The sequence below is a fragment of the Streptomyces tateyamensis genome (assembly GCF_003205575.1).
In the GTDB taxonomy this organism is placed as follows: Bacteria; Actinomycetota; Actinomycetes; order Streptomycetales; family Streptomycetaceae; genus Kitasatospora; species Kitasatospora tateyamensis.
The window spans coordinates 30965-54863 of sequence record NZ_PYBW01000083.1 but is presented as its reverse complement, the minus strand read 5'-3'; the positions used below and the strand labels follow the sequence as shown (position 1 = coordinate 54863).

The following is a 23899-nucleotide window of genomic DNA, read 5'->3' as shown; positions in this document are numbered from 1 at the left end:
GCTACTCGCTGCGGCCGTCGATCAGTTCGCCGTAGGCCTGCACCAGGTCGGGCAGCCGCAGGGTGGCCAGGTCCTCGCGGCCCGGCCGGCCGCGGCCCTGGGTCAGGCGCAGGTCGCGGTAGGCGCAGGACTTCTCGTACAGGGTCCTGATGAACCGTCCGTTGCCCAGCTCGTCGATCCAGCCCTCGCCGACCACGTGGGCGCAGATGCTGGCCAGCTCGTCGGCGGCGTCCTCGTCCCAGCGGTCGCCGTCGCGGGCGGCCAGCGCGCTGCCGATCGCGGTCAGTTCGGCCGGGCGGTAGCTGGGGAAGTCCACCCGGGTGGTGAACCGGGAGTTCAGGCCCGGGTTGGCGGCCAGCAGCCGGTTCATCCCCTCCGGGTAGCCGGCCAGGATCACCACCAGCCGGTCGCGGTTGTCCTCGGCCCGCTTGAGCAGCACCTGCAGCGCCTCGTCCCCGTAGGCGTCGCCCTTGCTGTAGCCGGAGTTGGCCAGGCTGTAGGCCTCGTCGATGAAGAGTACGCCGTCCAGCGCCGAGTCGATCAGCTCGTTCGCCTTGACCGCGGTCTGGCCGAGGAACTCGCCGACCAGGTCGGCCCGCTGGGCCTCGACCAGGTGCTCGCCGGAGAGCAGGCCCAGGGCGTGGAAGACCTGGCCGAGGATCCGGGCCACCGTGGTCTTGCCGGTGCCGGACGGGCCGGAGAAGACGAAGTGGCGCTTGGGCGGCTGCACCGGCAGGCCCTGCTCGGTGCGCAGGCCGGCCATCTGCAGCTGGGCGGAGAGGGCGCGGACCTGGCGCTTGACCGGGTCCAGGCCGACCATCTGCTCCAGCGCGGCCAGGGCCGCCTCCAGCCGGGCCTGCTCGGCGGCCGCGGGCCGCTCGGCCGGGCGGCGGCCGGACTGCACCCGGACCGCTGCCGCCGTGGCACCGGCCGGGGCCGGTTCCGGGGGAGCGTCCGGAGTGGCCTCGGTGGAGCGCTCGGGGACCGGCAGCTGGTCGGCGGGGTTCTGGCCGGCGGGGGTCTGGTCCGGCGCCGGCTGGGCGGGCGCGGGCGGCGGCTCGGCCAGTGAGTCGGCCAGTGAGTCGTTCAGCGAGTCGGCGAGGGAGTCGGCCAGCACCAGGTCGAAGGCGTCGGCCAGGCTCGCGCCCTCGCCCGCCTCGCCCTCGGCGGGGTCGTAGCCGGGAAGCTCCTCCAGCAGGCCCAGGCCGTCCTCGGCGGCGATCGCGGCCAGCCGGGCGGCGGCGTCCATGAACGAGGGGTCGGCCCGGTTGACCGAGCGGTACAGCGGCAGGGCGGCGGCGCTGCGCCCGGCGCCCTCGTAGGCGCGGGCCAGCCAGTAGCGCAGCTCCTTGCGCTGCGGCTGCTCGGAGCGGCAGCGGGCCAGCGAGGCGGCGAGCGGGGCCTGGGCCTGCGGGCACATGTCCAGCCGGACCCGGGCCATGCCGCCGAACAGGCCGGACTCGATGCCGAGCAGCGGGTCGTCCAGCAACTGGTCGGTGTCGCGGATCAGTTGCTCCCAGTCCTTGAGCAGGTAGGAGCGGCAGGCGTGCAGGAAGCGGACCGAGGGGTCGGACTCGACCGGCGGGCACTGGGCCAGCGCGCGGTCCAGCTCGGCCAGGTGGCGCCCGTCCAGCCAGTGCGAGGCGTGGGCCAGGGCCAGGTCACGAGTGTCCTCCAGCACCGGCTGCACCCACCAGCCCAGCCAGTACCAGGAACTGAGGGGCCGTTGGTGGCGGCTGCGCTGCTCGCCGAAACGTTTCTTGTGACGGTGCATCGCCAACAGGGCGCCCGAGGTGTCGCAGCGCAGCGCGTGCAGGCCGAGCCAGGCGTCGGCCATCCCCGGATCGAGGCGGACGGCGGTGCGGAACTCCTCCTCGGCCCGGGTGTAGGCGCCGGCGGTGTAGGCGTCCATCGCCCGCAGCCAGGCCCGATCGGCCGGCCCGTGTGGGCCGCTGCTGCCCGTGTTGTCGACAGTGATCACTCACGCCCCCCGTGATGTGTCGGCGCCGTGCGCCCGGGGCGCAGTTGCGCCTAAGCCGATCGTACCCAAGTGGGGCTGATCCGGAAGCGTGTCGTACGAGGCCAAATCGCTGCCACGAATTGATCGTTGGCGTACTGACGGCGGGCCGGCGCGGTGTCCGGGCAGACGAAACGGCACCTCCGGCTCACGGGGGAACAAGCCGGAGGTGCCGCATCTTGTTGCGGGCTCAACTACTCCGGCAACGAGAGAGAACTTAGTTCCTCTGCCGCGCCCCGGTCAAGCGACCGCTTAGCCAGCTGGGGCTGGAGTGGCCTGCTGGTTCGGCCGTCTACCCTGAGCTGCGCAAACGGACGACTCGGGTCCGCCGTGAAATGCGCCACTTCGGCGCGCGACCAGTCGGCCCAGAACCCGGCGAGCTCCGGACCGTCCCGACGCAGCCCGCGCTCCCGGGCGTCCTCGGCGGACAGCTCCATCCAGAGCAGCGCGGCCAGTTGCGGACGCAGCGCGCGGCGCCCCGCGCCCACGCCCTCGAGGAGCACGACCGGCGCAGCCGGAATCGTGCGCGCCCCCTGGAAGCGCCGGGCCACCCAGTCGTATGCCTCGAAGTGCGCGGTCCGGCCGGCCGCCAGCGGCGCGAGCACCTGCGCGCGCAGCCGCTCGGTCCAGCCGAAGAACTCCTGATGGGTCGCCAGATCGTCCAGGTGGACCACCGGCGCACCGCCGAGGGCCGCGGCCAGCAGCCCCGCGAAGGTGGTCTTGCCGGAGCCCGCGTGCCCGTCCACCGCGACCAGCCGGACCGGCCCGAGCGAGGCGGGCAGGGCGCGCAGCTCGGCGGCGAGGGGGCGCAGGTCGGGGGCGGTGCGGTGGTCCATGCTGTCGACCCTAGGGCCTGTCTCATCATTCGCGCCGTGCGTGCCGGGAGGGCCGGGCCCGGCGGGAATGATGAGACAGGTCCCAGGGTCGGCGGGCCGCGAAGTGCGGGGGAGGGCCGCCCGGCTGGGCGGCCCTCCCCGTGGCTGTGCACCGGCCGGCGACCGGTATCAGGCGGCCCGCTGCGGCGGGACCAGGCGCAGCGCGGTGGGGGCGCCCGGGGCGCCGGGCCGGCCGGCGTGCGAGAAGGGCTGGGTGCGCCAGTCCAGCTCGGCGGGGAGAGTGAGCAGCGCGGCGAGCGCGCCGGCCTGGCCGGCGCCGGACTCCGGCTCGACCACCTCCTCCAGGTCGTCGGTCGGCAGGCCGGAACCGGGGCAGAGCGCGGGCTCGAACGGGTGCCAGGCGGTGCGCAGCACCGCGTGCTGCGGCAACTGCTCCTCGTCGCCCACCAGGGCGATGGCGCGCCGGCACTCGGGGCAGGTGACGCGGACGATCTCCCAGGCCTCCGCCTCGCCGGGGTCGGTGCCCGGGGCGTGGTCGGGGCCCGGGAAGCGTTCCTCGCCCTCCGGTTCGTCGTGCGAGGTGAGGGCGGAGTCGGCGCGCAGGGCGCGCTGCTCGGTAGCAGGCATGATGATCCCCCTTGGATCGGGCCGGGCCAACTCGGCCGGGGCCACCACAGCCATGCCCGCTGGTGGGGCGTCATAACCCTGCCCCCGGACGCACGGTGATGCACCGGAGTGTGGCCTTCGCCACATTCCAACGGCATGTGCCAACGGCGCACCAGCCGGGCCGCGCCGGGGTCCGGCAGTGGTCCGGTCCGGTAGGTTGGGCGGGTGGAGGATCTCGACCAGCGCATCGTTCAGCTCCTCGTCCAGGACGGACGGATGAGCTACACCGACCTCGGCAAGGCCACCGGCCTGTCCACCTCGGCCGTGCACCAGCGGGTGCGCCGGCTGGAGCAGCGGGGGGTGATCCGCGGGTACTCGGCGATCATCGACCCGGACGCGGTCGACCTCGCGCTCACCGCGTTCATCTCGGTCAAGCCGTTCGACCCCAGTGCCCCCGACGACGTGGCGGACCGGCTGGCCCCGCTGCCGGAGATCGAGGCCTGCCACAGCGTGGCCGGGGACGAGAACTACATCCTCAAGGTCCGGGTCGGCGCCCCGAGCGACCTGGAGGACCTGCTGGCCCGGATCCGCAGCGCGGCCGGCGTCTCCACCCGCACCACGGTGGTCCTGTCCACCCCGTACGAGGCCCGGCCGCCCAAGCTCTGACCGGTGGGCCGGACCGCTCCCCGGGCGGCATAGGCTCCAGCCATGACCGAACGCACCTCCCGCACCGTGCTGCTGCGCGGCGGCACCGTCTACAGCCCGGCCGACCCCTTCGCCACCGCGATGCTGATCGAGGGCGAGCAGGTCGCCTGGGTCGGCAGCGAGGGCGCGGCCGACGCCTACGCCGCGGTCGCCGACCAGGTGGTCGAGCTGGACGGTGCGCTGGTCACCCCCGCCTTCGTGGACGCCCACGTGCACGCCACCGCCACCGGCCTGGCGCTCACCGGCCTGGACCTGACCGACTGCCCCACCCTGACCGAGGCGCTGCACCGGATCGCCGCGTTCGCCCGCACCGGCGAGCCCGGCGGTGTGCTGATCGGCCACGGCTGGGACCAGACCCGCTGGCCCGAGCAGCGCCCGCCCACCCTGGCGGAACTGGACGGGGCGGCCGGCGGCGCGCCCCTCTACCTCTCCCGCACCGACGTGCACTCGGCGCTGGCCAGCTCCGCACTGCGCGCCCTGACCCCGGGGCTGGCCGAGCTGCCCGGCCACCACCCGGCCGAGCCGCTGACCGGCGAAGCCCACCACGCGGTGCGCCGGACCGCGCTGGCCACCCTGACGCCCGGTCAGCGCCGGACCGCCCAGCTGACCACGCTGCGCCACGCCGCCTCGCTGGGCATCGCCGCGCTGCACGAGTGCGCCGGCCCCGAGATCTCCTCGGAGCAGGACCTGGCCGCACTGCTGGCGCTGGCCGCCGAGACCCCCGGCCCGGAGGTCTACGGCTACTGGGGCGAGCTGGGCGGCGTCGGGACCGCCCGGCGGCTCGGCGCGGTCGGGGCCGGCGGTGACCTCTTCGTGGACGGTGCGCTCGGCTCGCACACCGCCTGCCTGCACGCCCCCTATCGGGACGCCGCGCACACCGGCACCGCCTACCTGACGGCCGATCAGGTGGCCGACCACGTCACCGCCTGCACCGAGGCGGGCCTGCAGGCGGGCTTCCACGCCATCGGCGACGCGGCGCTGACCGCGGTGCTGGCGGGCGTGCGCACCGCCGCCGGGCGGTGCGGCGCGGCCGCGGTCCGGGCACTGCGGCACCGGGTCGAGCACGCCGAGGCGCTGGACAGCGCTGCCGTCGCGGCCTTCGCCGAGCTGGGCCTGGTGGCCTCCGTGCAGCCGGCCTTCGACGCCGCCTGGGGCGGCCCCGAGGGCATGTACGTGCAGCGGCTGGGCGCCGAGCGGGCGGCCGGGCTCAACCCGTTCGCGGCCCTGCTGCGGGCCGGGGTGCCGCTGGCGTTCGGCTCGGACGCACCGGTCACCCCGCTGGACCCGTGGGGCACGGTGCGCGCCGCCGCCTTCCACCAGACCCCTGAGCACCGGATCTCGGTGCGGGCCGCGTTCGCCGCGCACACCCGCGGCGGCTGGCGGGCGATCGGGCGGGACGCCGAGGGCGTGCTGGCGCCCGGTGCGCCGGCCACCTACGCGGTCTGGGAGAGCGGCGAGCTGGTGGTCCAGGCCCCTGACTCCCGGGTGGCCGGCTGGTCCACCGACCCCCGCTCGGGCACCCCGGGCCTGCCCGACCTGACCCCGGGCGCCAAGCTCCCCGGCTGCCTGCGCACGGTGGTCCGCGGCACTCCGGTCTACTCGCGCTGACCTGGGGATTCTCACGTACCACCGGCTACCGGCCGAGCCGGTGCAGCAGGTACCTTCGGCACAGGCCCCAACCTCCCGTCCGGCCCCAGAAAGCAAGGTATGCAGGTGGCAGTCCCCGTCGACGAGGCGCCCCACGCCGTCGAGTCGTCCGCCGAGCCCGTGGCCGCGCCGGGCCGGTGGGCCCGGGCCAGGGCGCGGGTGCGGGCCGGCTGGCGGCGCACGGCGCTGGCGGCCGGCGCCGGCCTGCTGCTGGCCGCCGCCTTCCCGCCCTACGACCTGTGGCCGCTGTCCGTGCTGGCGGTGGCCGCGCTCTCGCTGCTCACCTTCGGGCGCACCGTTCGCCAGGGTCTGTGGACGGGGTTCGTGTTCGGGCTGCCGTTCTTCCTCTGGCTGCTGGTCTGGATCCGGGTGATCGGCTCGGACGCCTGGATCGGCCTGTCGCTGGCCGAGGCGCTGTTCGTCACTGCCCTCGGCGGAGCGCTCGCGCTCACCTCGCGGCTGCCCGGCCGGCCGGTGTGGGCGGCGAGCCTGTGGGTGACCCAGGAGTGGGCCCGCGACCGGCTGCCGCTGGGCGGCTTCCCGTGGGGGCGGCTGGCCTTCGCCAACACCGCCAGCCCGTACACCCCGCTGGCCGCCCTCGGCGGTGCGCCGCTGGTCTCCTTCGCGGTCGCGCTGAGCGGCACGCTGCTGGCCTACCTGGTGCTGCTGGCGGTTCGCCGGCGCACCGCGGGCCCGCGCACCGCGGTCCGCGCCACCGCCGCCGTGCTCTGCGCGGCGGTCGCCACCACCGGCGGGATGCTGGTGCCGATCCCGACCAAGGGCGACGACACGGTAAAGGTCGCCCTGGTGCAGGGCAACGTGCCGCGCCCGGGGATGGACTTCCTGGGCCGCCCGATGCAGGTGCTGGACAACCACGCCGACGCCACCGAGCAGCTGGCCGAGCGGATCAAGGCCGGCCAGGAGCCCAGGCCCGACGTGGTGATCTGGCCGGAGAACTCCTCCGACCTGGACCCGTACAGCGACCCGCTGGCCTACCAGCGGATCGACCAGGCGGTCCGCTCGATCGGCGTGCCCACCCTGGTCGGCGCGCTGGTGGACGGTCCGGACGCGCAGCACGTGCAGAACGAGGGCATCGTCTGGGACCCGGCCACCGGCCCGGGCGCGCACTACACCAAGCAGCACCCAGTCCCGTTCGGCGAGTACGTGCCGTTCCGCTCGGTGCTGATGAAGGTGATCACCCGGCTGCAGCGGGTCGCGCACGACTTCTACCCCGGCAAGGGCACCGGCGTCATGCAGCTGGGCCCGGCGAAGATCGGCGACGTGATCTGCTTCGAGGTCGCCTACGACGAGATCGTGCGCGACACCGTCAACGGCGGCGGCCGGGTGCTGGTCGTGCAGACCAACAACGCCACCTACGCCCGGAGCGGCCAGCCGGACCAGCAGCTGGCGATGTCGCGGCTGCGCGCCGTCGAGCACGGCCAGGCCGTGCTGATCGCCGCCACCAGCGGGATCAGCGCGGTGATCCGCCCGGACGGCAGCATCGAGAGCCGCACCCAGGAGCTGACCGCCGCCGAGCTGAGCGCCGACGTGCCGCTGCGCGACGGCCGCACCCTCGCCGACCGGCTCGGCGCCGCCCCGGAGTGGACGGTGGCCGTGCTCGGCCTGCTGGCCTGCGGCGCCGCGGTGCTGGCCGGCCGGCGCAGGGCGGGCGGCAGCGGAACACCGGCGGCGGGCGAGCCGTTGTCCAAGGTGGCGCCCTGACCGTGCGGGACCAGTCCGGACGGTGGCCAGCCGCGCCGCGACGGAGTGGATTCGTACCGTGACCCAGCATGTTGACCCGACCCGCGTTCCCGGGCCCTGCACCGCCGGCTCCGGCGGTCCGAGCGGCGGCGCCCAGAGCGCGCGACCAGGGCCCCGGCGCAGCCGGCTGCGCCGGGCGGTGCCCCTGCTGGTGGCCGTCTGGCTGGTGCTGGAGCTGTGGGTGGTGATCCAGCTGGCCTCGGTGCTGGGCTGGTTCCTGGTGCTCCTCCTGCTGCTGCTCGGCGTGGTGGTGGGCGGCCGGCTGATCAAGCGGGCCGGCCTGCGCGCGCTGCGCGCCGCCTCGGCCTCCTTCGAGCAGGGGCAGATGCCGCCCTCGGGCGCCGCCGAGACCAACACCAGCCTGACGGTGCTGGCCGGCCTGCTGCTGATCCTGCCCGGCTTCCTGTCCGACCTGCTCGGCCTGACCCTGCTGCTGCCGCCCACCCGGGCGGTCTGGCGCGCGGCCGGCCGCCGGGTCGCACAGCGGATGCTGCGCGCCGCCCCCGCTGGTGACCCGGTGGCCGACGCGATGCGGCTGCAGGAGCAGATCCGGATCCACCGCCCGGACGGCAAGGTGATCCAGGGCGAGGTGGTCGACCCGGACCAGCGTCCGTGACTTACCGCCCCGGCGCCTGCGCCGGGGCAAGCCGAAGGGCCCCGATCCTCCAGGAGGACGGGGCCCTTTCGGGGTCGTGCGTCAGGCGCTCTTGCGGGAGTCGCGCGGGTGGACGGCGAGGTTCATGCCGCCGGAACGGAGCACGGCCAGCCGCTCGGCCAGCACCTCCTCCAGCTCCTCACGCGTCCGACGCTCCATCAGCATGTCCCAGTGGGTGCGGGTCGGCTTGACCTTCTTCTCCTCGGGCTCGTCCCCATCGAGCAGGACGGCCTCGGTGCCGCAGAAGCGGCACTCCCACACTGCCGGGATCTCCGCTTCCACGGAGAAGGGCACCTCGAACCGGTGTCCGTTCTGGCATGCGTACTCGACGGTCTGGCGCGGGGCCAGGTCAATGCCACGATCGGTCTCGTAGCTAGTGGCGCCGAGTCGCGTGCCTCGGAGAGCTCGCTCGCTCATGAATCGTGCCTCCAGGGCTTATCGCCCACAGGACTAGTCGGGGTCTTCAGTCGTTCGGTCAACGCTTGGCCGCCGACGAAGATTCCCGCCGTGGGGCATGCGTCGTCTGTCGTGCCGCCCCTGTTTGTACCCATCTCCGTCCGATTTGTCACATCTGGACAGTGCTATCACCCTGAGTGTCACGAATTTCGCACCCGGTGACCGAAACGGCATTCGGCATTACCCAATTCGCTCCTTGCCCAGTTCGACCCGCCCGCCCTCGGCGGCCGGCTCGGCCGGCGGCACCTGGGGCTGGTGCTGCGGCATCGGCGGGGCGGGCGCCTCGATCCGGGTGTCGCGGTGCGGCAGCAGGGCGATCACCGCCTCGCGCTGGCGGGCCGGGGCCTCCTCGTCCAGCGGGTCCACGGTGGCCGGCACCTGCAGCCGGACCGGCGGCTGGGCGCCGATCCGGGCGTAGCCGCGCCCGGGCGGGGTCTGCGCGGCCGGTGCGATCTCCAGCGGGACGCCGAGGGCCCGGCCCAGCTCCTCGCCGGCCACCTCGCCCAGCACCACCCGGGCCCGGGCGGCCGAGCGCACGGTCGGTGAGATCCGGTCGAAGGCCTCGACGGAGTCGACCACCACCACGGTCACCCGGGCCGCCCGGCCGTGCCGCAGCGGGACCTCCAGCAGCTCCTGCGGGTCGGGGCGGCCCTCGGCCTGGGCCAGCTCGGTGAGCTCGGTGGGGTGGTCGAGCAGCAGCCAGAGCGGGCGGGTCGCGTCGGCGGGGGCCGGCTCCCCGCGGTAGCGGGCGGTGTTCAGCGCGGCGAGCCGCCGCTCGGTCTCCTGGGCCGCCCACTCCAGTGCGGCCAGCGCGCCGTGCAGGCTGGTCTCCACCGTGTGCACGCCGGGACGGTTGACCAGGCAGGCGTGCTCGCCGGTGCCGGCGCCGTCGATCACCAGCAGGTCGCCGTGGGCCAGCGCCTGCAGGGCGACGGTGCGCAGCAGGGTGGAGGTGCCGGAGCCAGCGCTGCCGAGCGCGAGCAGGTGCGGCTCGGCCGAGCGCGGACCGGTGCGCCAGATCACCGGCGGCTGATGGCCCGGTCCGCCGTCCTGGACCACCGGGATCATCCGCTGGGTGGCCTGGCTGTCGGTGAAGCCGAGCACGATCTCGCCCGGCGTCGTCACCCAGGTCTGGGCCGGCACGTCCTGCGGCAGCGGGGCCAGCGCGGTGACCTGGAGCTTGTTGCACTCCTGGTCCCAGTCGAAGCGGTACTCACGGGCCCGGCCGGCCTTGCCCTGGACCACTTGTTCGATCCGGTTGCGGGCGCCCGGCTCGGTGTCGGTGAAGTAGGCGGGGTAGCCGATCTCCAGCGCGGCCAGCCGCCCCTCGGCGTCGAACTGCCAGCCGGCGAAGGCGTCCTGGTAGCTGCCGTCGGGCCGGTAGAGCGGGCAGACGTCGTCCGGCGAGGTCAGGTAGGGGGTGAGCGCGGCGTACAGGGCGGGCAGCTTGGCGTCGGCCGGGTCGGAAGCCGGGTCCGCGGCGGCCTTGGGTTCGCGGCCGGTCCAGGCGGCGCTGCCGACCAGCGCCACGACGGCCAGGAGCGGGCCGTGCGGCAGCAGGAAGACGCCCACCAGTACGGCGGCGGCGAGCAGCAGGGTGGGCCCGCGCCGCTCCTTGGGGGTGGCCTGCCAGCGGCCCTTGGCCCAGCCGGCGTGCCGGCGCAGGCCGCGGCTGATCAGGGTGAGCGGGGCGAACATGTCGGCGGCGTGGTCGCCGGCGGTGCGGGCGAGGTCGCGGCCGCGGGTCAGGTGGCGGTTGGGGGACATGGTCTCCTGGACTCCCGGGCGGAACGGACGGCGGAGCCCGGGGCGGTGGGACCGCGCCCGGGCCGGGGGACGGGCTGGCGCCCGGTCAGAACTTGATGCCGCCCAGCAGGTTGGCCAGGCTCGCGCCGCCCGCCTGGATGCTCGGCGCGATCGCGGTGCCCGCCAGGTAGAAGCCGAAGAGGGCGCAGACCAGTGCGTGCGAGACCTTGAGGCCGTCCCGTCGGAAGAAGAGGAAGGCGATGGTGCCGAACAGGACGATGCCGGAGATGGACAGGATCACGGGACTGCTCCTCCTAGGGACGGGACGAACGCGCGACTGCCGTGGGATGGCGGCGCGGTGGGTCCGCGAAGCCATACTGGGGACAGTGTCACGAAAAGTGCCACAATCGTGACAAAAAGTAATAGATGATGGAACGGGGCAAACGGGTGGTTTTCCCAGGTCACACCCGTCGCATCCGCAACACCCGCATCAGCAGACGGATCGCACCCCAACTGAATTCATCCGATTGGCGGCGTAACCCCGATGGCGGTGTGTCGTCCGCTACGGTTCGGGTGGCCGACCGGATGGACGAGTGAGGCTCGTGATGGGAGACGTGAGATGACCGACGCACCGAACGCCGTACCGCAGGCCCAGGATGCCGACGGCGAGGAGGCGGCGCTGATCGAGCTGGCCGGCCGGATCTTCGAGGCCGCCCGCACCGGCGACGAGGCGGCGCTGTCCGCCTTCCTGGCCGGCGGTGCCCCGGTGGAGCTGACCAACGAGCGCGGCGACGGCCTGCTGATGCTGGCCGCCTACCACGGCCACGCGGGCGCGGTCCGGGTGCTGCTGGCGGCCGGCGCCGACCCGAACCGGGCCAACGACCGCGGCCAGACCCCGCTGGCCGGGACCGTCTTCAAGGGCGCCGACGAGGCGCTGGAGGCCCTGCTGGCGGGCGGTGCCGACCCGCGGGCCGGGCAGCCCTCGGCGCTGGAGACGGCCCAGATGTTCGGCAAGCAGGAGCTGGTGGCCCGGTTCTCCCGGGGATGAGCCGCCGGCGGCCCAACGGCCGTCAGTGCCCCGACGGCTGGCCCGATCATCCGATGATCGGGCCAGCCGTATGCTTGGCGCCCATGGAACTCCGCATCACCGGTTACGACCACCCCGACGCCGCCCTGCTCACCGCGGAGGTGCAGCAGGAGTACGTGCGCCGTTACGGCGACGTCGACCTCACCGAGATGCGCGCCGACCACTTCACCGCCCCGGACGGCGTCTTCGTGGTCGGCTACCTGGACGGCGCGCCGGTCGCCTGCGGCGGCTGGCGGGCCAAGGACGGCAGCTACCCGTACCTGCGGGACGGCGACGCCGAGCTCAAGCGGATGTTCGTGGTCCCGGGCGCCCGCGGCCGGGGGCTGTCGCGGGCGCTGCTGCACCACCTGGAGGAGGTCGCGCTGGCGGCCGGCCGCACCCGGATGGTGCTGGAGACCGGTACCGAGCAGCCGGAGGCGGTCGCGCTGTACAAGTCCGAGGGCTACCTGCCGATCACCAAGTTCGGCATCTACCGCGACCACCCGCAGAGCATCTGCCTCGGCAAGGAACTGGTCGCGGTCGGCGGCTGAGATTCCCGCGGGGCGCTCGAATTCGCTCTGCCGACCGCCGATTGGCTGGTCACGTGCCCGAAGACGGTGAATTCCCGGTACTCCGCCCGTGGGTTTGCAGAACCGCTCGGCCGAACATTCGCGAATTGGCCGGTTGCACTGGGTTAGCGTTCCTCACGCTGCGTCAAAGCGGCGGGTCCGGAAATCCGGGCCCGTTCGACCCTGCCAACCGTGAAATTCCGGGAGACACCGTGCACGACAATTGCCAGCCGGCGAGCAGTGCGGCCGCGGCCGACCGACTGCGGCTCGCGGTGAACGCGCTTGCCGAATTCCCCAGCCGGGCCGGGAGCGAGAACGTGGCCGGCCGCACCGGTGCGGTCGCCCAGCTGTGCCGGGCGGTGGGCACGGCGATGGACTCGCTGGTGGTGCGCACCGCGGCCGGGGCGGCCGAGGAAGGCCGGACCACCGGGCGGATGCGGGCGGCCGGCGCCGACCACCACGCCCGGCTGCAGCGGGCGCTGGCGCCCGCGCAGGCCGCGCCGGCCCGGGCGGAGGCGCGATGACCGCCGCCTGGCGCAACGCGCACGTGCTGCGCTGCCCGACCCGCTGGAGCGACGTGGACGAGAACGGGCACATCAACAATGCCCGGCTGGTCGGCTACATCCAGGAGGGAATCTACGACCTGTTCCGCCACCACGCGCAGGCCGTCCAGGACTCCCTCTTTCCGGCCGGTTTCCTGATCGCCCGGCACGAGATCGACTATCTGGCACAGCTGCACCACGAACCCGAACCGCTGCAGGTGCGGCTGACGGTGGAACGGCTGGGGAACTCCTCCGCGCACGTGCGGGTGGACGTCTGCCGCGACCACGACCGCTACATGACGGCGCGCACGGTGGTGGTGGCCCGGGACCGTGCCTCGGGGCGCTCGCGCAAGCTCAGCCAGCCGGAGCGGCGGTTCCTGTCGGACTACCTGAGCGCCAGGCCGGTGGCCGTCCCGTCGGTCCCCGCCCCGGTGGCGGTGACGGTGCCGCGGATCACCCCGAAGGCGATGCCGCAGCGGCGCCCGGTTCGCCCGGCGGTTCGACAGCCGGTCGCGCTGCACAAGATCCCGCAGCCGGGGCGGGGTCCGGGCCGGTCGCTGTGCCGGGTCTGACGCCGAGTGGGTTCTGACGCCGGGTCGGTTCTGGCCCGGCGTCAGCGCCGCCGCCGGGCCCCCGCGCAGCGCGGGGGCCCGGCGCGCGGGCTCAGTCGACCACGGCCTGGGCGTCGATCTCCACCAGCATCACCTCGTGCGGCAGCTCCACGAAGACCGTGGTCCGGCACGGCTTCACCGCACCCTCCGCCAGGTTCTCCGCCAGGAACGCGGCGTACACCTCGTTCATCGCCGCGAAGTCCGCCCGGGTGGTCAGGTAGACCCGGAAGATCACCACGTCCGCCACCGAGGCGCCGCCGGCGGTCAGCACCGCCTTGACGTTCTCCAGGGTCCGCCGGGTCTGCGCCCGCACGTCCCCCTCGTGCAGGTAGGCCCCGGTGGCCGGGTCCTGCGGGCCCTGGCCGGAGACCTGCAGGATCGGGCCCTTGCGCACGCCCTGGGAGAACACCCAGGCCGGGGCCGGGGCGCCGTCGGTGCGGATCTCGGTCTTCTCGCTCATCTGGTCACTCTCTTCGGTGGTCGGGGCCCGGCCGGCCGGCCCCGGACGGCGGGTCAGCTCGCGCCGCAGTCGGCGGAGATCGCGGCGCAGGCGGCGCGCAGCTGCGGCAGCAGCTCCAGCACCTGCTCGTAGGGCAGCACCAGGTCCGGGACGGAGAGCGAGGCGGCCGCGACCACCCGCCCGGTGGCGTCCCGGACCGGGGCGGCCACGCAGTTCATGAACGGCTCGTGCTCGGCCCGGTCCTGCGCCCAGCCCTGCTCGGCCACCCGGTCCAGCTCGGCCAGCAGCGCCTTCGGGGTGGTCAGGGTGCGCTCGGTGAACGGCGTGAAGGTGAGGCGGGCGACCAGCTTCTGCCGGCGGCCCGGCGGCAGGCCGGCCAGCAGCACCTTGGCCACCGCCGCGCAGTGCATCGGCACCGGCAGCCCGATCCGCGAGTACATCCGCACCGGTTGGCGGGACTCGTACTTGTCGACGTAGACCACCTCCTCGCCCTCCAAGGCCGCCAGGTGCACGGTCTGGCCGGTGGCCGCGTTCAGCTCGGCCAGGCGGGCGGTGGCGATCCGGCGCACCGGGCGCTGCTCCAGGGCCCGGCCGGCCAGCGCGAACAGGCCGGCGCCCAGGTAGTAGCGGTGGTCCGCGTCCCGGTGCACCAGCCGGCCCTCCTCCAGGCTCTGCAGCAGCCGCAGCACGGTGGTCTTGTGCACCCCGAGCAGGGCTGCCAGCTGGTCCAGCGAGCGCTCGCCCTCGGCGAGTTCGGCGAGCAGGGCGACGGCCCGCGAGACGGTGCCGCTCATCGCGGGCCGTCCGCGGTGACCCGAAGGGCGGCCCAGCGCTCGGGGGAGGCGGCCAGCAGGTCGGCCCGGAGCGCGGGCGGCGGCACGGTGCCCTGGTCGCCGGGCGCGGTCAGCGCCGCGGCGGCCGCCAGGTGGCCCAGGCGCAGGCGGCCGCGCTGGTCCAGGCCGCGCAGGGTGCCGGCCAGGTAGCCGGCCGCGAAGGCGTCGCCCGCCCCGGTGGGCTCGACCACCTCGACGCGCAGCGCGGGCTCGGCGGTGCACCGGCCGTCCCGGTCGACGGCGACCGCCTGCCGGTCGCCGTCCTTGACCACCAGGGTGGCCGGGTGCGGCAGCAGCGCCCGCAGTTCGCCCGGGTCCCCGGTGCCCAGCGCGGCGGCGGCCTCGTCGGCGCCCAGCAGCACCAGGTCGGCGGCGTCCAGCAGCCCGGGCAGCACCGAGGGGTCGCGGTGACGCCACAGGGCCGGCCGCCAGTTGAGGTCGAAGCTGACCAGCCGGCCGCGCCGCGGGGCCGCCAGCAGGGCGCGCAGCAGCGCGAGGCAGTCGTCGGAGAGCGCGGCGGTGATGCCGGACAGGTGCAGCAGCCGGGCGCTGTCGAGCAGCCGTGCGGCGGCGGGGTCGGCGAGCAGGGCCGGGGAGAGCGCGGCGGCGGCCGAGCCGGCCCGGTAGTAGCGCGGGAGCGGTCCGGCGGGGCCGCACTCCTTGATGTAGAGCCCGGTCGGGCGGCCCGGGTCGACGGCGACCGCCGAGGTGTCCACCCCGTGCGCGGCCAGCTCCGCGAGCAGCCGCTCGCCGAAGCCGTCGGCACCGACCCGGCTGATCCAGGCGGCCGGTATCCCGAGGGCCGCCAGCGCGCAGGCCGTGTTGGACTCGGCGCCGCCCACCCCGGCCGAGAAGGAGGCCACACCGGCCAGCGACCCCGGCCGGTCCGGCAGCAGCACGGCCATCGACTCGCCGAGGCAGACCGCCTCCACCGCTGTCACCAGGCACGCTCCGTTCGTTGACTGGTCTGGACCAGCATGTTAGAACCACCGTAGCAGCATGCGCAAAGGGTGTTGCAGATAGTGCAATCATGCAGGTCAAAGCGGTGGAGGTGGCTGGTGGACGAAGCCAGGGTGGCCGAGCTCGGGCAGGAGCGACTCGACTGGCGGTTCAAGGCGGTGCCGGCTGGGGCCTGGGGCCTGACGGTGCGTGAGTACCTGGCGAGCGGCCCGGCGCTGGACGGGCTGGGCACTCCGCTGCTCACCCTGGACGCGGGCGCGCTGGCCCACAACCTGCGCACCATGGCCGACTGGTGCACCACCGCCGGGGTCCGGCTCGCCCCGCACGGCAAGACCACCATGGCCCCGGCCCTGTGGCAGGCCCAACTGGACGCCGGCGCCTGGGGCATCACCCTGGCCAACCTCTCCCAGCTGCGGGTCGCCCGCGCCTTCAAGGTGGCCCGGGTGCTGATCGCCAACGCCCTGCTCGACCCGGCCGGGCTCGGCTGGCTGGCCGGCGAGCTGGACGCCGACCCGGGGTTCAGCTGCCTGAGCTGGGTCGACTCGCAGGCCGCCGTCGCGCTGATGGACCGGGCGCTGCGGGCGGCCGGGGCCCGGCGGCCGGTGGAGGTGCTGGTCGAGCTCGGCGGACCGGGCGGGCGCACCGGCGTGCGGGACCTGGCGACGGCGCTGGCGGTGGCCCGGGCGGTCGCGGCGGCCCCCACCCTGCGGCTGGCCGGGATCGGCGGCTACGAAGGGGTGTTGGCGCACGACGCCCAGGCGGACTCGCTGGCGGCCGTGACCCGCTACCTGGAGCGGATGGCCGAGCTGTACCACCGGCTGCGCGCCGACGGCCTGCTGACCGGGCGGGCGGTGCTGACGGCCGGCGGCAGCGCCTACTTCGACCAGGTGGCCGCCGTGCTCGGTGCGCTGCCCGAGGCCGAGGTGGTGCTGCGCTCGGGGGCCTACCTGGTGCATGACGACGGGTTCTACCGCGGCATCTCCCCGCTGGCGCGCGGAGCCGGGCCGGTGCCCCTGCGCTCGGCGATGCACGGCTGGGCCCGGGTGATCTCCCGGCCCGAGCCCGACCTCGCCCTGCTGGACGGGGGCAAGCGCGACCTGCCCTACGACGAGGGCCTGCCGGTGCCGCAACTGGTGCGCGGGCGCGGCCCGGTGGCGGGCACCGTGACGGCGGTCAACGACCAGCACGCCTTTCTGCGCGGCGCGGCGGTCGAGGTCGGGGAGGTGGTCCGGCTCGGGCTGTCGCACCCCTGCACCGCCTTCGACAAGTGGACGCTGATCCCGGTGCTGGACGACGCCGGGGCCGCCGAGCCGCGCGTGGTCGACCTGGTGCGGACCTTCTTCTGATGGGCACGCTGCTGTTCCGCGGGGCCACCGTGGTGGACGGGTCGGGCGCGCCGGGGGTGCGCGCGGACGTCCTGGTGCGCGACGGGATGGTCGCGGAGCTCGGCACCGGACTGATTGGCCGTCAGATCGTGGACGCGGACGGGCTGGTGCTGGCACCCGGGTTCATCGACATGCACGCCCACTCCGACCTGCAGCTGCTGGTCGAGCCGGCCCACCCGTCCCGGGTCACCCAGGGCGTGACCTGCGAGGTGCTCGGGCAGGACGGACTGTCCTACGCCCCGGTGGACGAGCGGACCCTGGCGCCGCTGCGCCGGCAGCTGGCCGGGTGGAACGGGGACCCGGACGGCTTCGACTGGAACTGGCGCACCGTCGGCCAGTTCCTGGACCGGCTGGACGCGGCCGGGACCGCGGTCAACGCCTGCTACCTGGTGCCGCACGGGACGCTGCGGGCGCTGGTGCTGGGCTGGGAGCGGCGGGCGCCGGGCCCCGGCGAACTGGACCGGATGCGGGCGCTGCTGGCGCAGGGGCTGGCCGAGGGCGCGGTCGGCATGTCCAGCGGCCTGAGCTACACCCCGGGGATGTACGCGGACACGGCCGAACTGGTGGCGCTGTGCGAGGTGGTGGCCGCCCACGGCGGGTACCACTCGCCACACCAGCGGTCCTACGGGGAAGGGGCGTTGGCCGGTTACGCGGAGATGGTCGAGATCGCGCTGGCCACCGGCTGCCCGCTGCACCTGGCGCACGCGACGATGAACTTCGGGGTGAACCGGGGCCGCGCGGGCGAGCTGCTGGCGCTGCTGGACGCGGCGGTGGCGGCGGGCTGCGACCTCACCCTGGACAGCTATCCGTACCTGCCCGGGTCCACCACGCTGGCCGCACTGCTGCCGAGTTGGGCCGCCGAGGGCGGGCCGGGGGCGACGCTGGCCCGGCTGCGCGACGCCGGGCAGCGCGAGCGGATCCGGCAGGCGTGGGAGGAGCGGGGGAGTGACGGCTGCCACGGGGTGACGGTCGACTGGGCCACCGTGCAGATCTCCGGCGTGCGGACGGTGCAGTCGGCGGGCGTGGTCGGGCGCACGGTGGCCGAGCTGGCCCGCGAGCGCGGCACCAGCGGCACCGAGGTCTGCTTCGAGCTGCTGCAGGCCGACGAGTTGGGCACCACGATCCTCCAGCACGTGGGCCACGAGGAGAACGTGCGGGCGATCATGCGGCACTCCGCGCACACGGCGGGCAGCGACGGGCTGCTGGTCGGGGCCCGCCCGCACCCCCGCGGCTGGGGCACCTTCGCGCGCTACCTGGGCCACTACGCACGGGAGTTGGGGGTGCTGACGGTCGAGCAGGCGGTGCACCGGATGACCGGGCGGCCGGCCCGGCGGCTGCGGCTGGTGCGGCGCGGCCTGGTCCGCCCGGGGTACCACGCTGACCTGGTGCTCTTCGACCCCGCGACGGTCGCGGACGCGGCCACCTTCGAGGACCCGCGGCGCCCGGCCGTCGGGATCCGGCACGTCTACGTCAACGGAACCGCGGTGCTGCGGGACGCCCGCCCCACGGGCGCGCGGCCCGGGCGGGCGCTGCGGCGCACCGAGGGAGGAACCCAGTGACCGACTTCCTGACCGAACTCGCCGCGGACCCGGTCATCGCCGTGGTCCGAGCGCCGTCCATACCCGATGCCGCCGCCCTGTGCGCGGCGCTGGTGGCCGGGGGCATCCGCTGGGTCGAGTTCACCTGCACCACGGACGGGGTGACGGCCCACCTGGCGCGGGCGGCGGCCGCGCGGACGGGGTGCCGGCTGGGCCTGGGCACGGTGCTGACGGAAAGCCAGGCACGGGACGGGCTGGGGGCGGGCGCCGAGTTCCTGGTCACCCCGGGCTGCCGCGCCGAGGTGGCCCGGGCGGCCGGGGCCGCGCCGGTGGTGATGGGGGCGCTGACACCCACGGAGGTGGCGGCGGCGGTGGAGCTGGGGGCGGCGGCGGTCAAGATCTTCCCGGCCCGCGCGTTCGGGCCGGGCTACTTCAAGGACCTGCGCGGGCCGTACCCGGCAACCCCGCTGGTGGCCTCCGGCGGGGTGAGCGCGCAGAACGCGGGCAGCTTCCTGGCCGCCGGCGCGCTCGCCGTCTGCGCGGGCAGCGAGGTGGTCGCGCCGGACCTGGTGGCGGCCGGGGAGTGGGGCGAACTGACCCGCCGGGCCAGGGCGTTCCGGGGGGCACTGGAACAGACACGGGCGCGCCCCGCGCGGGTGGGGGGCGCGCCTGGTGGCGGGCGGGTCAGATCTTCGCGAGGAAGGCGTCCGCGATGACCTGGTAGCCGGTGTCGTTGGCGTGGATGTCGCCGCGGGACATGTTGGTCCAGCTCATGATGCGGGCCACGTTGAGCGGGACCTGCTGGCCGGCCACCGGGACCAGGGGGAGGAAGGCGTTGGTGGAGAAGGCCTTGGCCACGTCGGCCGTGGGTATCCCGTGGGCCGCGTCCACCAGGCCGAGGGTGGCGTTGAGGCTGTCGGCGAGCGGGACCGACAGGCCCGCCAGCACCTTGCCCTGCGGACCGGTCATCCAGGCGGCCAGGAACGGGTCGTAGAGGTTCATCCCGACGATCCGGGTGTGCGGTCCGGCGGCCGCCCGCAGCCGGTCCAGGATGGTGGACAGGTCCTTGCCCGCGGTCGCGATGCCCTTGACCGCGCAGGCCGCGTCCAGGCTGCCGCCGGCCGCGCAGCCGTCCACGTTGTTGGCGCCGATGTCCAGCGTGACCAGCAGGTCGTCCTTGTGATGGGCCTTCAGGAAGGCCACCGCGGCGTCCAGCTGGGAGCCGGGGAAGGGGTGCGGGTAGGGGCAGCCGCCGCCCAGCATCGAGCCGGTGGTCTCCCCGGGGCACCCCAGGTCGGTGAAGGAGAAGCCCCGGTGCGCGGCCGCCGCCCGGGCCTGCAGGGTGCGCGCGAGGTCCTGCGCGTAGCCGTGGCCCACCTCGCTGCCACCGCCCGGAAGCGTCTGGTAGCCGGCCGCCAGCGAGTCGCCGAGCGCCAGGTAGTAGCGGGTGTGCCTGGCGTGGTCCGGTGCGGCCGAGGCCGGGCTCGCGCCGGCCCCGAGCAGCGTGGCGCCGAGCAGCCCGACCGTGGCGGCCGCCCGCAGCCGGCGCGAGGCGCGGTGGGACGCGCGGCGGGACAGAGAAGAACGCATGAGCCCTCCCGAGGCACCCGCGGGCCGCCCCGATGGCGGGACGCGGGTGGAACGCGGTGAGGCTACTGCCTGGTAGCGGCCACGGATAAGGGGTTGAACAGGAGTTTCTGGAGCACCGCCCGGCGTCGGCGCCTGATCCCGCTACGGGATCCGCACCAGCCCGAGCGCCGCCAGGTCCGCCAGCGGCTCACCGATGCTGCAGGTGCCGAAGCCGGTGAACGCCGCCCGGGCCGCCCGCTGCTCGCCCGCCGTCAGCGCGGCCACCCGCGCGGCCACCACCGCCCCGTCCTGCTCGCGCAGCAACTCGACCAGCTCCGGGTGCTCGGCACCGCCGAGCGCCGCATGGGTGGCCAGCAGCACGTTGAGGAACCCGTGGTGCGCGAACCCGGTCCCGGCGTCCTCGTGCCGGACCGCATGGTGCAGCCCGGCCGTGCACTTGAACGGGAGCTTGCGGTAGACCGCCGCATACAGGAAGGAGGCCAGCTCCAGCTCGCCGGGGAAGGCCTGGGCCACCGTCCCGCCGGTGCGGAACTTGGCCCGGTACGGCCCGCCCTCCAGGGCGTCCAGCGCGAGCAGCAGCTGCGGGCCGCGGTCGAGCTCGACGGCGACCGGCAGCCCGGGCGGCCACTCGGGCAGCAGCCGGTCCAGTTCGGCGCGGACCCGGCGCACGCCCTCGGCCGCGTCGTCCAGCCGGTCGGCCGGCACCTCGATCCCGGCCAGCCGCAGCTGGGGCCTGGCCGCGATCGCGCGCAGCGCCGGCGCCAGGCCCGCGCTGCCCTCCGGCACGACCAGCGAGACGTCCAGCCCCTCGTCCGCGCCGACCAGCTCGGCCAGCGGGTCGATCCGGGCCGGGCCGCACAGGAAGGGGCCGACCAGGTCGGCGTACCAGGCCGAGCGGTGCGCCAGGTGCGCCGGCACCGCCTGGGCCGGCGCCAGCTCGCCGGGCGGGAACAGCGCGGCGTCGTCGCAGAGCCCGGAGAAGAGCACGGGGATCGCGCGCTCGGGGGTCTCGGGGGCCTGGGGGGTCGTCATCGCGGGCTGTCCTCCGAGGTCACGGGCGGCCAGCCGGTGTGTCCGCTGGTCACGAGCCTGCCGCAGCGGCCCGGCGGCGAGCAACATCAGCCGCGGCCCGGCCCCCGCCACGGGCGGGACACGCCGCCGAACGGGCGAGAATGCGGCCCGAGTCCGGGCTCCGGCGGTACCACTGGCGCTGACGCACGGTAATCCACTGTGCGGAGAGTGTTACGGGAGGTAGTCGTGGCCCTTCGTCCCACCGCCGTCGCCGTGCTGGCCGGCACCCTGCTGCTGGTCCCGCTGGCCACCGCCGCACCGGCCGGGGCCGCCGAGCGGTCGGCCGGCGGCTCGGCCGTCACCGTCGCGCCCACCGGCACGCTGGCCGCGGACGGCACGGTCACCCTCTCCGGCAGCTACCGGTGCACCGCGTCCGGCACCGTCCTCGTCTCCAGCAAGCTGCGCGCGGGCAGTGAGGAGCACGGGATCGGCGGGACCGCCGCCACCTGCGACGGGCGCGAGCACAGCTGGACCAACCAGGACACGCCGCGCCGCTCCGCGCTGCAGACCGGGCCGGCCGAGGTGGAGGCGACCCTGCTGAAGCTCGACACCTCCTCGGGCCTGCCGCTGCCGGTGCTGCTGGCCGCCGACCGGGAGCCGATCAGCCTGGTGGCCGCGCCGAACTGAGCGCCGCCCGGCAGCCACGGCAGCCCCCTGCGCCCCTCGGCCGTTGGCCGAGGGGCGCAGGGCCGTCTTCGGGGCCCCGCGGGACTTGAGCGGAATTTGAGCTGAATTGCCGTCACAATCCCGCCAGTGGGCCTGAACGCGCCCCCCGTGCACCCCATTCCACCGGCGTGTCGCTGCATCGGTATGCGGTGTCGATAAAGTATATGAACGACAGTTGCGCCGGATAATGCCGCACGGGCCAGGAAACCTCAAATGCGGCTCAGATATTGGTACGGACTTTTCGAAGGCGGTAAGTGGCCAACCGGGCCCGTGGGGCTGACGGGAGGGTGTACCGGCTGGTAGGCGGCCTGCTGGGAGCTCAGAAAACTGTGCTATGGGGAGCGGCAGAACATAACTATTCGCAAATTGGGTCTTTGCAGATCCCTAATCGACGGCTAGCGTTCACCGCACTCTCGTCCCGCCGTCCTTGAAGAGGGTCCCCACACATGGCAGTTGTTGACAAAATAGCCCGGCAGGGCGCCGGAACCGGCACCAAGCTCAAGCGCGAGATCGGCCTGATCGGCCTGCTCTGGGCCTCGGTCGGGTCGATCATCGGATCCGGCTGGCTCTTCGGGGCGAAGAACGCGGTGGTCGTCGCCGGACCCGCGGCCGTCATCTCGTGGGGGATCGGGGCGGTGGCCATCGTCCTGCTCGCGCTGGTGCACGCCGAGCTGGGCGGCCTGTTCCCGGTGTCGGGCGGCACCGCGCGCTACCCGCACTACGCGTTCGGCGGCCTGGCCGGCATGAGCTTCGGCTGGTTCTCCTGGCTCCAGGCGGCCACCGTGGCGCCGATCGAGGTCGAGGCCATGATCGGCTACTCCAAGTCGGTGTTCCCGGGCCTGCAGCACGACAACGGCACGCTGACCGTGACCGGCTTCCTGGTCGCCATCGTGCTGATGGCGGTCTTCGTGGCCGTCAACTTCCTGGGCGTGCGCCTGCTGGCACTCACCAACAGCGTGGCCACCTGGTGGAAGGTCGCCGTCCCGCTGGGCCTGATCTTCGTCCTGGCGCTGACCCACTTCCACCCGGGCAACTTCACCTCGCACGGGTTCATGCCGTTCGGCGTCAAGGGCGTGCTCGGCGCGATCAGCACCAGCGGCATCATCTTCTCGCTGCTCGGCTTCGAGCAGGCGATCCAGCTCTCCGGCGAGAGCCGCAACCCGCAACGCGACCTGCCCCGCGCGGTGATCGGCTCGGTGGTGATCGGCACCCTGATCTACACCCTGCTGCAGGTGGTCTACATCGGCGCGCTGCCGGGCAGCTCCTTCGTCAAGGGCTGGGCCGACCTGGCCTACCAGGGCATCGAGGGCCCGTTCGCGGGTCTGGCCACCGTCATCGGCCTGGGCTGGCTGGCCCTGGTCCTGCGGGCGGACGCGGTGATCTCGCCCGCCGGCACCGGCCTGATCTACACCACCTCCACCTCGCGGATCTCCTACGGCCTGAGCCGCAACGGCTACGTGCCGAAGGAGTTCGAGCAGACCGACGCCAACGGCGTGCCGTGGTTCGGCCTGCTCATGGCCTTCGCCACCGGCGTGCTCTGCTTCCTGCCGTTCCCGAGCTGGCAGAAGCTGGTCAGCTTCATCTCCTCGGCCAGCGTGCTGATGTACGCCGGTGCCCCGCTGGCGCTCGGCGCCTTCCGCAAGCGGCTGCCGGCCCGTGAGCGGCCCTACCGGCTGCCCCTGGCCGAGATCGTCTCCCCGGCCTCCTTCGTGATCGCCGGTCTGATCATCTACTGGGCCGGCTGGGACACCCTGTGGCGCCTGGGCGTGGCGATCCTGATCGGCTACCTGCTGCTCGGGTCCTACGCGCTGTACGCCATCCGCAAGGGCCTGCCGGACGCGCCCAAGCTCAACTGGAAGTCCGCGCAGTGGCTGCCGGTCTACCTGGCGGGCCTGGGGATCATCTCCAAGCTGGGCGGCTTCGGCGCGGGCTCGCTGGACGTCATCCCGCTCTACGCGGACATGGCCCTGGTGGCCGCCTTCTCGCTGGCGATCTACTTCTGGGCCCGCGCGGTGGCGCTGCCCGCCGAGGAGATCGAGGAGAACATCGGCGCCATCGAGGTGGTCGACGCCGGCGGTCACTGACCGCCCGTCAGTTCCGCCGTGCCCGAAGGCGCGCCGACCCGGCGCGCCTTCGGGCGTACCGTCCCCCGTGCCACCGATCCGCGGTTCGCCACCGC

At 74.4% G+C, this 23899-nt stretch carries 24 protein-coding genes; 13 read left to right on the top strand and 11 right to left on the bottom strand.

Annotated elements, in window-relative coordinates:
* Position 1: 1 nt before the first annotated feature.
* From C7C46_RS22480 to C7C46_RS35215, 3 genes are all read right to left on the bottom strand, one after another.
* A complete protein-coding gene (locus C7C46_RS22480) occupies positions 2–1912 on the bottom strand; it encodes an AAA family ATPase (protein WP_110671722.1) in 1911 nt (636 codons plus the stop codon).
* Positions 1913–2211: 299 nt separating this feature from the next.
* On the bottom strand, positions 2212–2853 hold the full coding sequence (locus C7C46_RS22475) for a uridine kinase family protein (protein WP_110671707.1): 642 nt from the start codon (positions 2851–2853) through the stop codon (positions 2212–2214).
* A gap of 168 nt (positions 2854–3021) precedes the next feature.
* The gene (locus C7C46_RS35215; RefSeq protein WP_181442468.1) at positions 3022–3480 is read right to left on the bottom strand and encodes a hypothetical protein; all 459 of its coding nucleotides are present in this window, start codon (positions 3478–3480) and stop codon (positions 3022–3024) included.
* 204 nt (positions 3481–3684) lie between these two features.
* Between C7C46_RS35215 and C7C46_RS22465 the strand changes: the two genes are divergently transcribed.
* The 4 genes from C7C46_RS22465 to fxsA all read left to right on the top strand — a co-directional run bounded on the left by C7C46_RS22465 (position 3685) and on the right by fxsA (position 8188).
* A complete protein-coding gene (locus C7C46_RS22465) occupies positions 3685–4125 on the top strand; it encodes an Lrp/AsnC family transcriptional regulator (protein WP_110671706.1) in 441 nt (146 codons plus the stop codon).
* Positions 4126–4167: 42 nt separating this feature from the next.
* Positions 4168–5772, top strand: a complete 1605-nt coding sequence (locus C7C46_RS22460) for an amidohydrolase (protein ID WP_110671705.1) — start codon at positions 4168–4170, stop codon at positions 5770–5772.
* A 99-nt stretch (positions 5773–5871) separates the two neighbouring features.
* The gene (gene lnt / locus C7C46_RS22455; RefSeq protein ID WP_110671704.1) at positions 5872–7533 is read left to right on the top strand and encodes an apolipoprotein N-acyltransferase; all 1662 of its coding nucleotides are present in this window, start codon (positions 5872–5874) and stop codon (positions 7531–7533) included.
* Between the two features lie 58 nt (positions 7534–7591).
* A complete protein-coding gene (gene fxsA / locus C7C46_RS22450; protein WP_110671703.1) occupies positions 7592–8188 on the top strand; it encodes an FxsA family membrane protein in 597 nt (198 codons plus the stop codon).
* A gap of 81 nt (positions 8189–8269) precedes the next feature.
* Here the strand turns inward: fxsA and C7C46_RS22445 are convergent, their stop codons facing one another.
* From C7C46_RS22445 to C7C46_RS22435, 3 genes are all read right to left on the bottom strand, one after another.
* The gene (locus C7C46_RS22445; RefSeq protein ID WP_110671702.1) at positions 8270–8644 is read right to left on the bottom strand and encodes an RNA polymerase-binding protein RbpA; all 375 of its coding nucleotides are present in this window, start codon (positions 8642–8644) and stop codon (positions 8270–8272) included.
* 219 nt (positions 8645–8863) lie between these two features.
* A complete protein-coding gene (locus tag C7C46_RS22440) occupies positions 8864–10450 on the bottom strand; it encodes a P-loop NTPase family protein (RefSeq protein ID WP_110671701.1) in 1587 nt (528 codons plus the stop codon).
* Between the two features lie 85 nt (positions 10451–10535).
* Positions 10536–10730, bottom strand: coding sequence for a hypothetical protein (locus tag C7C46_RS22435; RefSeq protein WP_035840595.1), 195 nt, complete (start codon positions 10728–10730; stop codon positions 10536–10538).
* Positions 10731–11048: 318 nt separating this feature from the next.
* Here C7C46_RS22435 and C7C46_RS22430 point away from each other — a divergent pair, with 318 nt between their 5' ends.
* From C7C46_RS22430 to C7C46_RS22415, 4 genes are all read left to right on the top strand, one after another.
* Positions 11049–11477, top strand: coding sequence for an ankyrin repeat domain-containing protein (locus C7C46_RS22430; protein WP_110671700.1), 429 nt, complete (start codon positions 11049–11051; stop codon positions 11475–11477).
* Between the two features lie 83 nt (positions 11478–11560).
* On the top strand, positions 11561–12046 hold the full coding sequence (locus tag C7C46_RS22425) for a GNAT family N-acetyltransferase (protein ID WP_110671699.1): 486 nt from the start codon (positions 11561–11563) through the stop codon (positions 12044–12046).
* A gap of 230 nt (positions 12047–12276) precedes the next feature.
* Entirely contained in the window at positions 12277–12588 is a 312-nt protein-coding gene (locus C7C46_RS22420) for a hypothetical protein (RefSeq protein ID WP_110671698.1), read from the top strand.
* Entirely contained in the window at positions 12585–13178 is a 594-nt protein-coding gene (locus tag C7C46_RS22415; RefSeq protein WP_110671697.1) for an acyl-CoA thioesterase, read from the top strand. Before C7C46_RS22420 ends, C7C46_RS22415 begins: the two co-directional genes overlap by 4 nt.
* 91 nt (positions 13179–13269) lie before the next feature.
* Here the strand turns inward: C7C46_RS22415 and C7C46_RS22410 are convergent, their stop codons facing one another.
* The 3 genes from C7C46_RS22410 to C7C46_RS22400 are packed head-to-tail and all read right to left on the bottom strand — an operon-like array spanning position 13270 to position 15451.
* Entirely contained in the window at positions 13270–13677 is a 408-nt protein-coding gene (locus C7C46_RS22410; RefSeq protein ID WP_110671696.1) for a RidA family protein, read from the bottom strand.
* A gap of 53 nt (positions 13678–13730) precedes the next feature.
* Positions 13731–14471 (bottom strand): IclR family transcriptional regulator, encoded by a 741-nt coding sequence (locus C7C46_RS22405; RefSeq protein ID WP_110671695.1) that lies wholly within the window; start codon positions 14469–14471, stop codon positions 13731–13733.
* Complete coding sequence (locus C7C46_RS22400) at positions 14468–15451, bottom strand: sugar kinase (RefSeq protein ID WP_281278576.1); 984 nt, start codon at positions 15449–15451, stop codon at positions 14468–14470. Before C7C46_RS22400 ends, C7C46_RS22405 begins: the two co-directional genes overlap by 4 nt.
* Positions 15452–15568: 117 nt before the next feature.
* Between C7C46_RS22400 and C7C46_RS22395 the strand changes: the two genes are divergently transcribed.
* The 3 genes from C7C46_RS22395 to C7C46_RS22385 are packed head-to-tail and all read left to right on the top strand — an operon-like array spanning position 15569 to position 19109.
* Entirely contained in the window at positions 15569–16816 is a 1248-nt protein-coding gene (locus tag C7C46_RS22395; RefSeq protein WP_220040674.1) for an alanine racemase, read from the top strand.
* The gene (locus C7C46_RS22390; protein WP_110671694.1) at positions 16816–18414 is read left to right on the top strand and encodes an N-acyl-D-amino-acid deacylase family protein; all 1599 of its coding nucleotides are present in this window, start codon (positions 16816–16818) and stop codon (positions 18412–18414) included. The genes C7C46_RS22395 and C7C46_RS22390 overlap by 1 nt, the downstream gene beginning before the upstream one ends.
* Complete coding sequence (locus tag C7C46_RS22385; RefSeq protein WP_220040673.1) at positions 18411–19109, top strand: bifunctional 4-hydroxy-2-oxoglutarate aldolase/2-dehydro-3-deoxy-phosphogluconate aldolase; 699 nt, start codon at positions 18411–18413, stop codon at positions 19107–19109. Before C7C46_RS22390 ends, C7C46_RS22385 begins: the two co-directional genes overlap by 4 nt.
* Here the strand turns inward: C7C46_RS22385 and C7C46_RS22380 are convergent.
* Both C7C46_RS22380 and C7C46_RS22375 read right to left on the bottom strand, forming a co-directional pair.
* Entirely contained in the window at positions 19078–19983 is a 906-nt protein-coding gene (locus C7C46_RS22380; RefSeq protein ID WP_110671693.1) for an SGNH/GDSL hydrolase family protein, read from the bottom strand. The genes C7C46_RS22385 and C7C46_RS22380 overlap by 32 nt on opposite strands.
* Before the next feature lie 141 nt (positions 19984–20124).
* Positions 20125–21015 (bottom strand): hypothetical protein, encoded by an 891-nt coding sequence (locus C7C46_RS22375; protein ID WP_110671692.1) that lies wholly within the window; start codon positions 21013–21015, stop codon positions 20125–20127.
* Between the two features lie 225 nt (positions 21016–21240).
* Between C7C46_RS22375 and C7C46_RS22370 the strand changes: the two genes are divergently transcribed.
* Positions 21241–21681 carry a DUF6299 family protein gene (locus tag C7C46_RS22370; protein ID WP_110671691.1) on the top strand — a complete coding sequence of 147 codons (441 nt, stop codon included), beginning with the start codon at positions 21241–21243 and terminating at the stop codon, positions 21679–21681.
* A 485-nt stretch (positions 21682–22166) separates the two neighbouring features.
* Positions 22167–23804, top strand: a complete 1638-nt coding sequence (locus C7C46_RS22365; RefSeq protein WP_110671690.1) for an APC family permease — start codon at positions 22167–22169, stop codon at positions 23802–23804.
* Positions 23805–23899 lie beyond the last annotated feature (95 nt).